Here is a 14,694-nt window from a genome sequence, read left to right as displayed (position 1 = left end):
AAGGAACGCAGGATGAAACGCGCACTGATTACCGGAATCACGGGACAGGACGGCTCTTACCTCGCCGAGTTGCTGCTCTCCAAAGGCTACGAGGTTCACGGACTGATCCGTCGATCGTCGACGTTCAATACTTCGAGGATCAACCACATCTATGTGGACCCCCACCATGCGGATGCACGGCTTTTCCTTCACTACGGTGACCTCAGTGACGGAGCGCGCCTGGTGACGCTGCTCGCGCAGATCAAACCGGACGAGGTATACAACCTCGCTGCGCAGTCTCACGTCAGAGTCAGCTTCGACGAACCCGAACACACGGGGAACACGACAGGTGTCGGGTCGATCCGACTACTGGAAGCGGTTCGGATGGCCGGACTCGACTGCCGGTTCTACCAGGCGTCGAGCTCTGAGATGTTCGGTGCCACACCACCGCCGCAGAACGAGGAGACACCGTTCTATCCACGCTCGCCCTACGGTGCGGCGAAGGTGTACTCGTACTGGATCACCAAGAACTACCGTGAGGCGTACGGAATCTTCGCGGTGAACGGAATTCTGTTCAATCACGAGTCCCCCAGGCGCGGTGAGACGTTCGTGACGCGCAAGATCACGCGGGCAGTCGCACGTATCAAGGCCGGGATCGAGGATCATCTGTACATGGGTAATCTCGATGCGATACGCGATTGGGGGTACGCGCCGGAGTATGTCGAGGGAATGTGGCGCATGCTGCAGGTCGACGAGCCTGAGGATTTTGTGCTGGCCACCGGTGGCAACTACTCGGTTCGCGACTTCCTCACAGTCGCTTTCGAACATGCAGGTCTGAACTGGGAGAACCACGTTCGATTCGACGAACGGTATCTTCGGCCGACCGAGGTGGACGCACTGATCGGGGATCCGAGCCATGCCGAGCGCAAACTCGGTTGGAAGGCCGGCGTGCACACACCCGAACTGGCCCGGATCATGGTCGAGGCAGACATCGAAGCGCTCGAACATGAAGGGCGCCCGTGGATCGACACTCCGGCACTTCCCGACTGGTTGGCGACGCGATGAGTGATTCATTCGCAGCGCGACCACTCGATCGAGGCGCACCGTTCTACGTGGCTGGACACCGAGGTTTGGTCGGCTCTTCGGTGTGGCGAAAACTGGAATCTGCCGGCTTCTCCCGGTTGCTCGGAAAGACCTCCGCCGAACTCGATCTGCGTGACCGGGAAGCTGTTTTCGATTTTTTCGCCCGCGAAAAGCCGACCAACGTGATCCTTGCAGCAGCAAAAGTTGGTGGGATTGCGGCGAACAGCACGTTCCTCGTCGACTTCCTGTCGGAGAATCTTCGTATCCAGGTGAACGTGCTCGACGCTGCCCTTGCACACGGCGTCGAGCGTCTCCTGTTCCTCGGATCATCGTGCATCTACCCGAAATTGGCGCCGCAGCCGATCAAGGAGGAATACCTGCTCACCGGGCATCTCGAGCCGACCAACGACGCCTATGCAATAGCAAAGATTGCGGGAATACTCCATGTTCAAGCTGCCAGGCGGCAGCATGGTCGATCCTGGATCTCGGCGATGCCCACCAACCTGTACGGCCCGGGAGACAATTTCTCGCCGCGTGGATCGCATGTACTTCCCGCCCTCGTTCGGCGTTACGACGAGGCGCAGTCATCCGCAGTGCCGTTGGTTGTCAACTGGGGGAGTGGCAATCCTCGACGTGAATTTCTGCATGTCGACGATCTGGCGTCGGCGTGTCTGCATCTGCTCGACAACTACGACGGTGCATCGCACGTCAACGTGGGAACCGGCGAGGACCACACAATTCGTGAGATCGCTTCGATGGTCGCCGACGAGGTCGGATACACCGGCGAGACGCGGTGGGACACCTCGAAGCCTGACGGAATAATGCAGAAACTTCTGGACGTGAGCATGATTCGTGAACTCGGATGGCGGCCGACAATCGGATTGCGCGAAGGAATCGCGTCGACGGTCTCGTGGTACCGAGACAACATCGGTGCCGTGCGCACCTGAATTACCCATCCCATCAACACTTCACACACTGTCGAGAAAGCAGATCGAGCAACATGAGCACTCGCATAGCAGTTTTCGGCACGGGATACCTGGGCGCGACACACGCGGCGTGTATGGCCGAACTCGGTCACGAGGTCCTCGGAGTGGATGTCGACGCGGCCAAGCTGGAGAAACTGGCAGCAGGGGAAGTTCCTTTCTACGAGCCAGGTTTGGGCGAGGTCCTACGACGAAACATCGATCGAGGAAGGCTGAAGTTCACGTCGTCTTACGAGGAAGCCGCTGAATTTGCGGACGTGTTCTTCCTCGGGGTCGGTACGCCGCAGAAGAAGGGTGAGTTCGCCGCTGACATGGTTTACGTGGATGCCGTGATCGAAACTCTGGCACCGCTGCTCACCAAACCCGCGGTCATCTTCGGGAAGTCCACGGTGCCGGTGGGAACCGCGGAACGGCTCGGTAAGCGCGCGCGGGAACTGGCACCGGTTGGTGACGGGGTCGAAGTCGCATGGAATCCCGAGTTTCTGCGCGAGGGGTTTGCCGTCCAGGACACATTGCATCCAGATCGTCTGGTGCTCGGGGTCGACCGCGGTCGACACGGTCGCGCGGAATCTGCTGCGCGCGAGGTTTATGCAGACCTCCTCGATGAGGGAATTCCCTTTCTCGTCACGGACCTCGCTACGTCCGAGTTGGTCAAAGCGTCAGCGAATGCATTCCTGGCCACGAAAATCTCGTTCATCAACGCGATTTCCGAAGTGTGCGAGGCTGCTGGCGCCGACGTCACAGTGCTCGCCGACGCGATCGGGTACGACGTTCGGATCGGACGTCGATTCCTCAACGCGGGAATTGGTTTCGGCGGCGGTTGCCTACCCAAGGACATCCGTGCCTTCATGGCTCGCGCCGGTGAACTCGGTGCCGACCAAGCACTGACGTTCCTACGCGAAGTCGACAACATCAACATGCGCAGACGGACACGCATGGTCGAACTGGCGCGGGAGGCATGCGGATCGCTTCTTGGTGCGAGAGTCGCAGTTCTGGGTGCCGCGTTCAAACCGGACTCGGACGACGTTCGTGATTCGCCGGCGCTCAACGTCGCGGGTCAGATTCAGCTTCAAGGCGCAGCAGTGAACGTGTACGACCCGAAGGCCATGGACAATTCGCGTGCGCTGTTCCCGACGTTGACCTATTCGGCAAATGCGTTGGAGGCGTGCGAAGGCGCCGATGTCGTCCTGGTGTTGACCGAGTGGCCCGAATTTTTGAAGTTGCAGCCGTCCGATCTCGATGCAGTCGTTCGCAAGAAGGTGATCGTCGACGGGCGCAATTGCCTTTCCCCCGACGAGTGGCGAGGCGCAGGTTGGAACTACCGCGGACTGGGACGCCCGTGAGCACAGGACGTTTCGTCCGTCGCAGCTGATCGATATCGAAATTGAGAAAGCCCGGTTCGCCCTCGCGGTCTGACCGGCAAAGACCGCTCAGACCCGCAGTGGACATGCGTGAGCCGAAGGAGACATCAAGATGGAAATTGTCGACTACCTGAAGATATTGCAAGCCAGATGGCGAATAGTCGCTGCTGTAACCGTGCTCGGAATCCTGGGAGCCCTTTGCGCTTCTCTTCTTTCGACGCCCGTTTACCAGGCCTCGACGAGGCTGTTCGTTTCGACGTCGGCGGGTACCTCGGTCAACGAGGCACTGCAGGGCAGTCAACTTTCACAGCAGCGAGTTCTGTCCTATACAAAACTCCTGACCGGCCGGACACTTGCGCAGCGGACGATCGACGAACTGGGACCGAGGGTGGTCGGCGGGATGTCGGCTGAAGAGTTGGCCTCCAAGGTCACTGCGACGTCGGCGCCCGACACTGTGTTGATCGACCTCGGAGTCAAGGATCCTTCACCGGAGCTCGCGCGAGAGATCGCAAATACTCTGTCGTCCGAATTCGTCGCACTGGCAAAGGAACTGGAGACACCCGAGAACGGCGGAACGCCGCCTGCACGTGTGGTCGTCGAGCAACAGGCCCAAGAGCCGTCTGTTCCCGTTTCGCCCAAGACTTCGCGCAATCTCGCTCTCGGAGCAGTGGCGGGACTGGTGTCGGGAATCGCGCTTGCGTTGATTCGCGATCGACTCGACAACACGGTGAAGGATCGTCGAACGGTGGAAGAGATTGCGGGTGCGGCGATGGTGGGCACGATCCCGTTCGACAAAGTCGTCGAAGTCAACCATGCGATCACTTTCAGTGACGGAAATTCCGTGAGTGCCGAAGCCTTCCGTGAATTGCGCACCAACCTTCAGTTCCTCGAGGTGGATCATCCACCGCGTGTCATCGTCGTCACGAGTTCGCTTCCCTCCGAGGGTAAGACGACGACCGCCGTGAACATCGCTCTTGTCTTGGCGGAGGCCGGTAAGTCAGTGTGCCTGATGGAAGGCGACCTCCGGAAGCCGCGAGTGTCGAAGTATCTGGGGTTGATCGGAAGCGTCGGCGTCAGTTCGGTGCTCTCCGGTCAAGCGACGCTGGACGATGTGCTTCAGCCGACCGAATTCGACGGGCTGACAGTGCTCGCCTCCGGACCGATCCCGCCGAACCCGAGCGAACTACTCGGCACGGACACGGCCAAACATGTTCTCGATGAACTGCGGGCGCGATACGACTACGTCATCATCGACGCCTCGCCGTTGCTACCCGTCACGGATGCCGCGGTCCTGGCCGCGATGTCGGACGGTGCTCTGGTGATCGCCCGACACGGCTCCACGAAGCGCGATCAACTGGCGCGCGCGGTCGGAAACCTACAGAGTGTGGGTGCACACGTCCTGGGCACTGTCATCACGATGACGCCGTCTCGCGGACGCAATGCGTACGAGTACAGCTACTACTACGAGTCGGACAAGTCGCTACCGCAGTTGACCGCGGTGCCCGCTCTCAGCGCTCACCGAAGCGAAGTCGGCTGAGCAGCGGGCCGAGGAGATCGGCGATCTCAAGTCCGATTTCGTGAAACACGTTCTCTTCCTTACCCATCGGATCCATGACGTCCTCGGGTTCGGCGGCACGAAATCGGGGTCTGGCGGCGGCGAGGTCCTCGACAGTTGCTGCATCTGCGAGCGAGCCCAACCGTGCGGCTTCTCGAAGTGTGAACGTGCGCTTGAGCCGCGCCGGAGCCATCGCCAGGACTTTGTCTCGCTGACTTTCGGTCATCGTGAGAATGAGGTCGGCGTCCGAGGCCAGCGCTGTTGTCATGCGTCGGGCTTGAAACTCCGTGGGGTCGCCGCCGAGCCCCGCGAGAACCCTCGCAGCAGTCGGCTCGATCGGGTGTCCGACCATCGCCCGGGTTCCGGCACTCGACGCGGTGAATCCGGAAACTCCGGCTTCGGCGGCATAAGCACGTGCAAGGCGTTCGCCAGTGGGTGATCGGCAGATGTTTCCCGTACAAACGAAGAGAACGTGCATGCCAGAAGCATAGGTTGCACGCGCGACGCACTCGTCGTACGCCCGATGTTGGTTTCGCGCCCACCTGGCGTACGCGTTTCGGAAAGTTCGGACGCATACCAACAACACATGAAGATGACCGTGTTCGGAACGGGATACCTGGGGGCGACCCACGCAGTGTGTATGGCCGAACTTGGTCACGACGTGCTGGGAGTCGACATCGACCAGTCCAAGGTCGACAAGTTGTCTCGTGGGGAGGTCCCGTTCTTCGAGCCGGGTCTGACCGACATGCTCGAGAAGAATCTGGCGTCGGGTCGGCTGCAGTTCACGACTTCCTACGCCGATGCCGCGGATTTTGCCGACATCCATTTTGTCGGTGTGGGGACGCCCCAGAAGAAGGGGGAGTACGCCGCAGATCTCAGTCATGTTCATTCGGTGATCGACATGTTGGCGCCGTTGTTGCGAAAGCCTTCGCTGATAGTCGGGAAGTCGACGGTGCCGGTAGGCACGGCAGCGGCTCTCGGCGAGCGACTCCGAGCGACTGCGCCGGCGGGTGGCTCGGTAGAGGTGGCCTGGAATCCGGAGTTCCTGCGTGAAGGACACGCGATCGCGGATACCTTGAGCCCTGACCGGTTGGTTCTGGGGATCGATCGTGACCGGCCGGGAAACGCCGAAGGCGTTCTTCGCGAGGTGTATGCCGAGATACTGGGCGCGGGGGTGCCGTTCCTCGTGACCGATCTGGCGACGTCCGAGTTGGTCAAGGGATCTGCGAACGCGTTTCTCGCGACCAAGGTGTCCTTCATCAATGCGATTGCGGAGGTGTGCGAGGCGACCGGCGCCGACGTCACGATGTTGGCCGACGCTCTCGGGTACGACGCTCGGATCGGTAGACGGTTCCTCAATGCGGGCTTGGGGTTCGGCGGTGGGTGCCTGCCGAAGGACATTCGGGCGTTCATGGCACGCGCCGGGGAATTGGGTGTCGACCAGGCCCTGTACTTCCTCCGCGAGGTAGACAGCATCAACATGCGACGACGCACAAAAGCTGTGGAACTGGTGACGGCAGCCTGCGAAGGCAGTTTGCTGGGAGCTAACGTCTCGGTTCTGGGGGCCGCGTTCAAGCCCGAATCCGACGATGTGCGCGATTCGCCTGCGCTCAACGTTGCAGGAATGATGCAGTTGCACGGGGCAGCGGTCACCGTTTTCGATCCGAAGGCCATGGACAATTCTCGCCGACTGTTTCCCACCCTTCACTATGCAACCTCCACGTCAGAAGCTTGCAGAAATGCTGATGTGGTCTTGATCGCCACGGAATGGGACGAGTTCGCCTCACTCGTGCCCGGCGATTTGGAACCACTCGTTCGGCGGCGGGTGATCGTTGACGCCAGAAATTGCCTCGATCCGGACCTGTGGCGCGGCGCCGGTTGGAACTACCGCGGATTGGGGCGGTAGGTCGACCGTCCAGGTTGCGAAAAAATAGCTGCGAGAAGGCCTTAGGTGAGATGCGCGAACCTCGCAGACCATGCCCAGTGGGTAGACTTCCGGCCGGGGAATGACGGGGTCTGCTGACGGAACCCGTCGCCGGTCGACGAAGGTGGATCATGAACTTGGTTTTGGGTGTGACGGTGGGAGCCAGCGCTGTGCGTTTGGCGCGCCCGGGGACGCCCGACCACAGTGGTCCGGTGTTCCGATCCAGAGCGGTCGATCGCGGTCGTGAGATTCCGGAGGAAGTCGCAGCGGAGGCAACCGGCGTGGCTTTGACCGAGAATGCCGATCTCGGCAGCAATACGGTCGTCGCCTACCGGGATCAAGCGCAGGCCGGCGCACTCCAATCAGCGTTCGAACAGAAAGGCATCGACAACTTCGAGCTGGTTCCCGAAGTAGTCGCGACGCTTCGAATGCTCGAGGAGTCCGGTGCGCTGACCGACCAGAGCACACTCGTCGTCGTCGACATCGGTAGTTCTGGATCGACGATCAGCATTGTGGACAGGCAGATGCGGTCTACCGTCGTCACCGCCCGGTCGACGCGGGTCAGCGGAGATCACTTCGACGAGCTCGTCTACTCGGATCAGACCGTGCGTCGCCGTATAGCTACGCCGGCCGACCCGGGTGGCGATGCCGAACTGCAGGCGCGATGCCGACTCGCGAAGGAACAGCTGTCCTCACGAAGTGCGGTGTGCCTGCCCGGGCCCGGCGGGCTTCTCCTGCTGTCGCGGGAAGTTTTCGATTCGTTGGTCGTCACGTCGGTGGAGGCCTTCGCACGCGAGATACGAGAGGTCATCGCAACGTCCGGCCGTAACCCCGACGCGATTCTCCTGATCGGTGGCGGTGCACGCATTCCGATCGTGCGGGCGACCCTCGCCGCGTGGCTGGAGTGCCCCCTCATCGCGCCCGAACAGCCGGAACTCGTGACTGCGCAAGGTGCTGCGCTGATCGCGGAGTCGTCGATGACGCCATCGGCGCGCGCGGTATCTGCCCCGGTTCAGGTTCCGGCTGTAGCGCCGATCTTTGCGCCGTATCCGATCCACACCCCGGCGGAGGTACCCGTTCCGGTTCAGGCGTTCAGCCACGGAGGGGTGGCAACGCTCGCGGAATCGGAGCGGCCGAATGCCTTGTCCGAAGCCGCTTCCGGCACGAAGTCCGTTCCGCAGGAACAGGTGCCGAGCCCTTACGCGGCGGAACTGCCTCAGCCGCGACCGAACCGACACGAGCAACGATTCGATCCGGCCGCAGATCTCGCGGTCGCCGACAGCGACCCGGCCACGGACGGATTCGGCACAGAACATGACGCCGACACCGAGGCTGTGATGGTTGACGCCCAGGCGTACTCGGCGATGTACGAAGGCGAGGCACCCGGGGCAGGAACCGCACACCCGTCCTGGCTCGCCGGGACACAACCCGTCGAATCGACATCCAAAGAGCCGAGAAACCCGCTACGGTTCGCTGGCCTCGGCGCTGGTGTGATCGCGGCGATCGTGATCGTGGGGTTGGGATTGGGCTACGGAGGAAAGGTCTTCGATTCCGAGGATGCCGGACCCGTGGCAACCGAGGTGACTACGCCGCCGCCGACGACCACGACTACCCCGCCGCCTACGACCACAACGACCCCGCCCCCGACGACGACGGAGGAAGCCCCTCCGGTCGTCGAGGCTCCGCCAGTCGTGCAGGACACTTACGTGCCTCCCGCCCCCGCGCCCGCGCCGCCACCGCCCGCGATCTACATCCCGGGGCTTCCGCCGATTCTGTTACCGGTTCTCCCACCGATTCCCGGACTCTGAGGCTCGTTTTCAGCGTTTGGAGTGTCGGCCGCCTGACGTGGGGCCGGTCTTGACCGCACTACCGGGTGGCCGAGCCAGAATCACAGCGATAGCAGTAGTGAGCGGAACAGATAGAGCCAGAGCAATCCCGCCGACCGCGGACCGTACGATTTCGATCGCTACAGCGTCACCGACCAGGACGTCCTGAAGAGGGCGACCGCTGACGCTGAAAAGCAGAAGCAGCGGCAACGCCCCGCCGGCGTACGCGAGAACCAAGGTGTAGACCGTGCTGGCGATGTGATCGCGTCCGACCCGCATCGCCCCGCTGAACACCTTTCGGCGGGGTGCGTGCTTGTCGAGTTCGGCCAACTCGAATGCCGAAGATGCCTGGGTGATGGTGACGTCGTTGAGCACACCGAGCGATCCGATGATGAAGCCCGCCAGCAGCAGGCCCGTGATGTCGATGTGCTCGATGTAGGTCTGCACATTGGTGTTCTGCTCTTCGGACAATCCCGTGAGGTGCGTCAGTTCGATACAGAGGTAGGAGAGAACGGCAGCGAGCACCATCGCGGCAAGGGTGCCGAGCAAAGCCGAACTGGTCTTGAGTGAGACACCGTGCGCCAGATAGAGAACCGCGTACAAGATCACCGCGCCGGCGACCAGTGCGACCGGTATCGCAGGCTTACCGTCGAGCAATGCGGGCAGGAGAAACCCGACGACGACGCCGAAGGCGATCACCAGACCGACAAGAGCCCGCAATCCGCGCCACCGCGCAACGGCGATGATGACGACGGCGAAGGCGATGACGATCAGCGCCAGCGGGAGTCCACGCGAATAGTCTTCGAAGGAGTACTGCGTGTTTCCGTTCGGGTCGGTCTGACGCACCAGGCGAATGTGGTCACCGACCCGTAGATCCGGTTGTCCGGCACCCGGGATGATCTCGAGGAGTGTCTTCGTTCCGGCATTCGGCCCGGACTCGATATCGACGATACTGCGCTGGCACTGATAGGCGGAGGTGGGTGGCGGTTGCGGTGCACCGACGAATACCCTTCCGGCGGAGGAACTTCCGCAATCACCGAGATCCTGCATCGTGACGGTGCCCGCCTCGGTCTCCACCGAACTGCCGTCGGCATTCTGAAAGGGGAGCGGGACGGGAATGGTGTTCTTGTCCGGCCACAGCGCGATAGCTGCCGCGACGACAACCATGCCGATGACGACGAGCAAGCCGATGACGACGCGTGATGCGGTGGGGCCGATCTGAATGGGGCCACCGTGGCCGTGGCCGTGACTCATCGGAAACTGAGTGTCGGACTGGGGATTTGCACCGGTGCAATGTTATCGGCTCCGAAGCGAATGGTCAGCTTCTGCGGATAGTGTCGATCGACGACAGCGTCGGCACAGGTGATTTCCGGGAAAGAGGCGAAACTGGGATTGGTCGAGCTGGGTGGCGGGGACAACCCCCCCTGTTCCCCGCCACCAACCTGGTATCCACAGGGGGGGGAGGGATACCAGGTGCTCGCGGCACCGAAGTGCTGATAACCAATGTACCCAATTTCAATCGGGTTTGGCGCGTTGTCCAACTACCAATTTCACGACGAATCACGTACCGGTTGGACCGTTTTCGCATCAGGGCAGGTCACTAAATAGTTAAAGTGTCAATCAAACCGCCTGGTATGCGAATGTTGTGACGAAGGTCTCACAAATACCCCGCACTTTTACGTTTACGGGGTATTTGTACAACGAATTGTTTACCTGATTTTGCCCGATTCGACGGGCCGAAATCACTGCTTGTAACTGGTGAGGAAGTTGCCGAATCGCTCGATGGCCACGGCGAGATCCCGGGCCCACGGAAGGGTGACGATCCGAAGGTGATCGTGGTTCGGCCAGTTGAACCCGGTGCCTTGAACCATCAGGATCTTCTCCTGGAGAAGCAGGTCCTGAACCAACTTCTCGTCGTCGTGGATCTCGTAGACGTTCGGATCCAGACGAGGGAACGCGTAGAGCGCACCGCGGGGTTTCACACACGAAACACCCGGAATCATGTTCAATCGCTCCCACGCGACGTCGCGCTGCTCGAGCAGGCGGCCGCCGGGCAGGATCAGGTCTTCGATGCTCTGGTGTCCGCCGAGGGCGACCTGAATGGCGTGCTGTCCGGGGACGTTGGGGCACAGGCGGGTCGACGCCAAGAGGTCGAGTCCCTCGAGGAAGCCGGCGGCGTGATCCTTCGGGCCCGTGATCGCCACCCAGCCGGAGCGGTAGCCGGCGACGCGGTAGGCCTTCGAGAGGCCGTTGAACGTCAGGCACAGCAGGTCCGGGGCAAGCGTTGCCAGCGAGATGTGCTTTGCGTCGTCGTAGAGGATCTTGTCGTAGATCTCGTCGGCGAGCAGCAGAAGCTGATGCTTGCGTGCCAGATCGACCAACTGCTGCAGAACCTCCATGGAGTACACCGCACCCGTGGGGTTGTTCGGGTTGATGACGAGGAGAGCCTTGGTCTTGTCGGTGATCTTGGATTCGATATCGGCGATATCGGGATTCCAGTCGTTGGCCTCGTCGCAGAGATAGTGGACGGGCGTGCCTCCGGACAAGCTCGTCATCGCAGTCCACAGCGGGTAGTCGGGCGCTGGGATCAGAACCTCGTCGCCGTTGTTGAGGAGGGCCTGCATGGTCATCGTGATCAGCTCGGAAACACCGTTACCGAGGTAGATGTTGTCGACGTCGAGCTCGGGGAAGCCGGGAACCAGCTCGTAACGCGTCACGATTGCGCGCCGCGCCGACAGAATGCCCTTCGACTCCGAATAGCCCTGCGCATAGGGCAGGGCGGCGATCATGTCGCGCATGATCACATCGGGAGCATCGAATCCGAACGGTGCCGGGTTGCCGATGTTGAGCTTGAGGATCCGGTGTCCTTCCGCCTCCAACCGGGCGGCATGCGCGTGCACCGGCCCACGGATTTCGTACAGGACGTTCTGGAGCTTCGACGACTGCTCCAGCTCGCGCTGCGGCTGACGATGGCGGACGGGTTCTGGTGTGCTCACGAGTTACATGATTCCACCACTGTGCAAGTGCATTGTCGGGGACCGTGTCGCGCGACCAGTTGGCTATTGTCGAGCGATGACCCCCAGCGAGCAGATTGCAGCCCCGTACGGATCGTGGACTTCTCCGATCGGAGCAGCGGATCTGGCTGCAGGTGGCCACCCTGTCGAGGGTGGACGATACGTCGGTGACGAGATCTGGTGGGCTGAACTTCGTCCGACCGAGGGTGGTCGGACATCGATCCGTCGATCCGGTCTCGACAACCAACCCGTCGACATCCTCCCCGCGCCGTGGAACGCGCGGACCAGGGTTCACGAGTACGGCGGTGGCGCCTGGACCGTCACCGAGTCCGGAAAACTGGTCTTCAGTGAATTCTCCGATCAACGGGTGTACATCCTCGAAGGAGTCACTCCGCGGGCTCTGACGCCTGAACCCGCGTCGCCGGCCGCGTTGCGATACGCAGACCTGCAGATCGTGAACGGTGAGGTGTGGGCGGTTCGGGAAGCGCACGCGGAGGGCGGGGCGATCACTCGCGATATCTGCGCGATTCCGCTGGACGGTTCCGGCAAGGTTCGCTCGATCGTCGGCGGCTCGGACTTCCTCTCGTCACCGAGGCTTTCGCCGAGTGGAACCAAAATAGCCTGGATCGCGTGGAACCATCCGCAAATGCCCTGGGACGGTACCGAACTGCGGGTAGCTCCACTCGTCGACGGCGTCGCTCAGAACTACTCCGTGCTGATCGGCGGACTTGAAGAGTCCGTCCTGCAACCGGAGTGGATCACCGACGACGAACTCTACGCAATCAGTGATCGCAGCGGCTGGTGGAACATCTATCGAGTCGGCGGCAAGATCACCCCGATCTGCCCGGTGAATGCGGATTTCGGTGGCCCACAGTGGCGCTTCGGTGCGCGCTGGTTCGTCGAACTCGACAACGGGCACCTTCTCACCGCACGCACGGTGGGAACCGACACGCTGGCGGTACTCGATCCGGCGTCGGGGGAACTGCGCGACATCGCGATTCCAGGTGTCACCAGCATCGGCCTCATGCAGGTTCGCGGCGATCGGTTGCTGCTCACCTCGGGAGGCGCGAAACTGGCGGGCGCGTTACGCGAGTTCGACCTCGGTACCGGCGAACTCACCGAAATCCGTTCGTCGGTCGAAGAATTACCCGAGTCTGCATACCTTCCGGAAGCGCGAGCTGTCGTGGCTCACGGACACGGGCGAGAAGTTCACGCCGTTGCGTATCCGCCGCGCAGTCCGCGATACAAAGGACTCGACGGCGAACTGCCGCCATACGTTGCGTTTGTTCACGGTGGGCCGACGGCGCACGTCGCCCCGGCCCTCAACCTCGTCTACGCCTTCTTCACCAGCCGCGGAATCGGCGTCGTCGATGTGAATTACGGCGGGTCGACCGGCTACGGACGTGAGTACCGCAACCGGCTGCGCGGACAGTGGGGTGTCGTCGACGTGCAGGACGTCGTCACCGCCGTCACCGGGTTGGCTGAGCAAGGGCTTGCCGATCCGGCCCGCCTTGCCATCGAAGGCGGATCTGCCGGTGGATGGACCGTTCTGGCCGCACTGACGACGTCCGACGTGTTCGCTTGTGGTGCTTCCTATTTCGGCGTGGCCGAACTGGACCTGTTCGTGCAGGAAACTCACGATTTCGAATCGCGCTATGTCGACGGTTTGATCGGCCCGCTGCCGGAATCTGCCGACCTGTACGCGGAACGTGCTCCGCTCAACAACGTCGACGGGTTGAACTGCCCGGTGTTGCTGCTCCAGGGTCTCGACGATCCGATCGTGCCACCTTCGCAGGCGGAGCGATTCCGGGATGCTCTGGTGACCAAGGGTATTCCGCATGCCTACCTGGCCTACGAGGGTGAATCTCACGGATTCCGCAAGCAGTCGACCATCATCAGCTCACGCAACGCCGAGCTGTCCTTCTACGGGCAGGTGCTCGGATTCACCCCACCCGGCATTGCGACGCTCGAGCTGTGGAAGCCTGCGATCAGTAGCTGACGGCCCCGCGGCTGCGCGCAAAGGCCGCGAGGATCCGACCTGCCACTAGTGACGGGGTCGACAGGTCGGCCCACGTCCACCTCGCGACTTCCCACCCCGCGTCACGGAGTCGGTCTTCGCGGAGCTTCTCGTTCCAGAGCACGTCCTCGGCGCTGCGCCCGGCGGGCACCAGTCGGCCGTATTTGATGCGGCCGTCGAACTCTCCGATGGTGCGCTGCTCACGCCACAGGAAGTCGACGCGGCCGGCCAACCCTCGAGCGTCGTGGATTTCGACCTGGGGTTCGGGGAGTGGTAAGTGCTCCTGCAGGAACAATGCGAGGCTCCGTGATTCACCGACGCTTTCGATGCGCGAGTCCATCGCGGTGAGCGCGTGGAGCGCATGTCGATGGCGCGGATGGTTCGGGCTGAGTGCAAGCGAGGCCGCAACTGCATCTTTGGTCAACGCTGAACGGTGCAATGCTGAATTGCCCACCACGAGAGCCGGTTCGAAAGGGAGCGTCCTCGCGAGATCCGCAACAGTTCGTGCCGGCGTCGTGACGCGTAGGCCGTCGACGTGGGTGACCTCGTCGTCGGTGAACGATACCGAGTGCACGTGTCGTCGAGCGGATTTACGGCCACCGCCTCGTCGGTCCCGAGAGAGGTGCACAACTTCGAGCGGAGTGTTCCAGAGTTCGAAGCCGTGCACCACCGCTGCCGAGATGTGGCTGACCGCTGCATGTGCCGAAGCGGTACCGGCCACAGCCTCGACGCGCAATCGATGTAGCCCGTAGGCGTCGAGGTGGGACAGGTGGTCGCTGGGTACGTAGGCACCGCGATGGATTCTGGACCAGTTTCCACTCGCGCAGGCCTGCCGGATCTCGGAATCGGTACGACCTGTCGACAGTTGCTCTGGCCGACGGATGATGTGTATTTGATCCCCCATACCGATCGATCTTGCTGCGCCCGGCGCTGGAAAGGAAGCCGTGAACCC

11 protein-coding genes are annotated in these 14,694 nt (G+C 62.0%); 7 read left to right on the top strand and 4 right to left on the bottom strand.

The window, feature by feature from the left end:
• Positions 1 to 12 precede the first annotated feature (12 nt).
• The 4 genes from gmd (at position 13) to ABX74_RS27610 (ending at position 4,943) form a co-directional block, all read left to right on the top strand.
• Complete coding sequence (gmd, locus tag ABX74_RS27625; RefSeq protein ID WP_019747421.1) at positions 13 to 1,044, top strand: GDP-mannose 4,6-dehydratase; 1,032 nt, start codon at positions 13 to 15, stop codon at positions 1,042 to 1,044.
• Positions 1,041 to 2,009 carry a GDP-L-fucose synthase family protein gene (locus ABX74_RS27620; RefSeq protein ID WP_047890202.1) on the top strand — a complete coding sequence of 323 codons (969 nt, stop codon included), beginning with the start codon at positions 1,041 to 1,043 and terminating at the stop codon, positions 2,007 to 2,009. The genes gmd and ABX74_RS27620 overlap by 4 nt, the downstream gene beginning before the upstream one ends.
• Before the next feature lie 53 nt (positions 2,010 to 2,062).
• Positions 2,063 to 3,388: a UDP-glucose dehydrogenase family protein gene (locus ABX74_RS27615; protein ID WP_020906581.1), complete on the top strand. Its 1,326-nt coding sequence runs from the start codon at positions 2,063 to 2,065 to the stop codon at positions 3,386 to 3,388.
• 130 nt (positions 3,389 to 3,518) lie between these two features.
• Positions 3,519 to 4,943, top strand: coding sequence for a polysaccharide biosynthesis tyrosine autokinase (locus tag ABX74_RS27610; protein WP_021333832.1), 1,425 nt, complete (start codon positions 3,519 to 3,521; stop codon positions 4,941 to 4,943).
• Here the strand turns inward: ABX74_RS27610 and ABX74_RS27605 are convergent.
• Positions 4,915 to 5,439 (bottom strand): protein-tyrosine-phosphatase, encoded by a 525-nt coding sequence (locus tag ABX74_RS27605; protein WP_020906582.1) that lies wholly within the window; start codon positions 5,437 to 5,439, stop codon positions 4,915 to 4,917. The two genes, ABX74_RS27610 and ABX74_RS27605, sit on opposite strands and share 29 nt — an antisense overlap.
• Positions 5,440 to 5,547: 108 nt before the next feature.
• Between ABX74_RS27605 and ABX74_RS27600 the strand changes: the two genes are divergently transcribed.
• The gene (locus tag ABX74_RS27600) at positions 5,548 to 6,867 is read left to right on the top strand and encodes a UDP-glucose dehydrogenase family protein (RefSeq protein ID WP_029254713.1); all 1,320 of its coding nucleotides are present in this window, start codon (positions 5,548 to 5,550) and stop codon (positions 6,865 to 6,867) included.
• Between the two features lie 149 nt (positions 6,868 to 7,016).
• On the top strand, positions 7,017 to 8,693 hold the full coding sequence (locus tag ABX74_RS27595; RefSeq protein WP_223258028.1) for an Hsp70 family protein: 1,677 nt from the start codon (positions 7,017 to 7,019) through the stop codon (positions 8,691 to 8,693).
• Between the two features lie 9 nt (positions 8,694 to 8,702).
• Here the strand turns inward: ABX74_RS27595 and ABX74_RS27590 are convergent, their stop codons facing one another.
• Entirely contained in the window at positions 8,703 to 9,965 is a 1,263-nt protein-coding gene (locus ABX74_RS27590; RefSeq protein ID WP_047890181.1) for a YibE/F family protein, read from the bottom strand.
• Between the two features lie 488 nt (positions 9,966 to 10,453).
• Positions 10,454 to 11,707 carry a pyridoxal phosphate-dependent aminotransferase gene (locus ABX74_RS27585; protein ID WP_019747413.1) on the bottom strand — a complete coding sequence of 418 codons (1,254 nt, stop codon included), beginning with the start codon at positions 11,705 to 11,707 and terminating at the stop codon, positions 10,454 to 10,456.
• A 76-nt stretch (positions 11,708 to 11,783) separates the two neighbouring features.
• Here ABX74_RS27585 and ABX74_RS27580 point away from each other — a divergent pair, with 76 nt between their 5' ends.
• Positions 11,784 to 13,724 (top strand): prolyl oligopeptidase family serine peptidase, encoded by a 1,941-nt coding sequence (locus ABX74_RS27580; RefSeq protein ID WP_047890180.1) that lies wholly within the window; start codon positions 11,784 to 11,786, stop codon positions 13,722 to 13,724.
• Here the strand turns inward: ABX74_RS27580 and ABX74_RS27575 are convergent.
• Positions 13,714 to 14,646: a hypothetical protein gene (locus tag ABX74_RS27575; protein WP_047890179.1), complete on the bottom strand. Its 933-nt coding sequence runs from the start codon at positions 14,644 to 14,646 to the stop codon at positions 13,714 to 13,716. The genes ABX74_RS27580 and ABX74_RS27575 overlap by 11 nt on opposite strands.
• Positions 14,647 to 14,694 lie beyond the last annotated feature (48 nt).

The organism is Rhodococcus sp. ARP2 (genome assembly GCF_001029585.1).
Lineage (GTDB): Bacteria > Actinomycetota > Actinomycetes > Mycobacteriales > Mycobacteriaceae > Rhodococcus_F > Rhodococcus_F erythropolis.
This window is presented reverse-complemented; position numbering and strand designations above follow the sequence as displayed.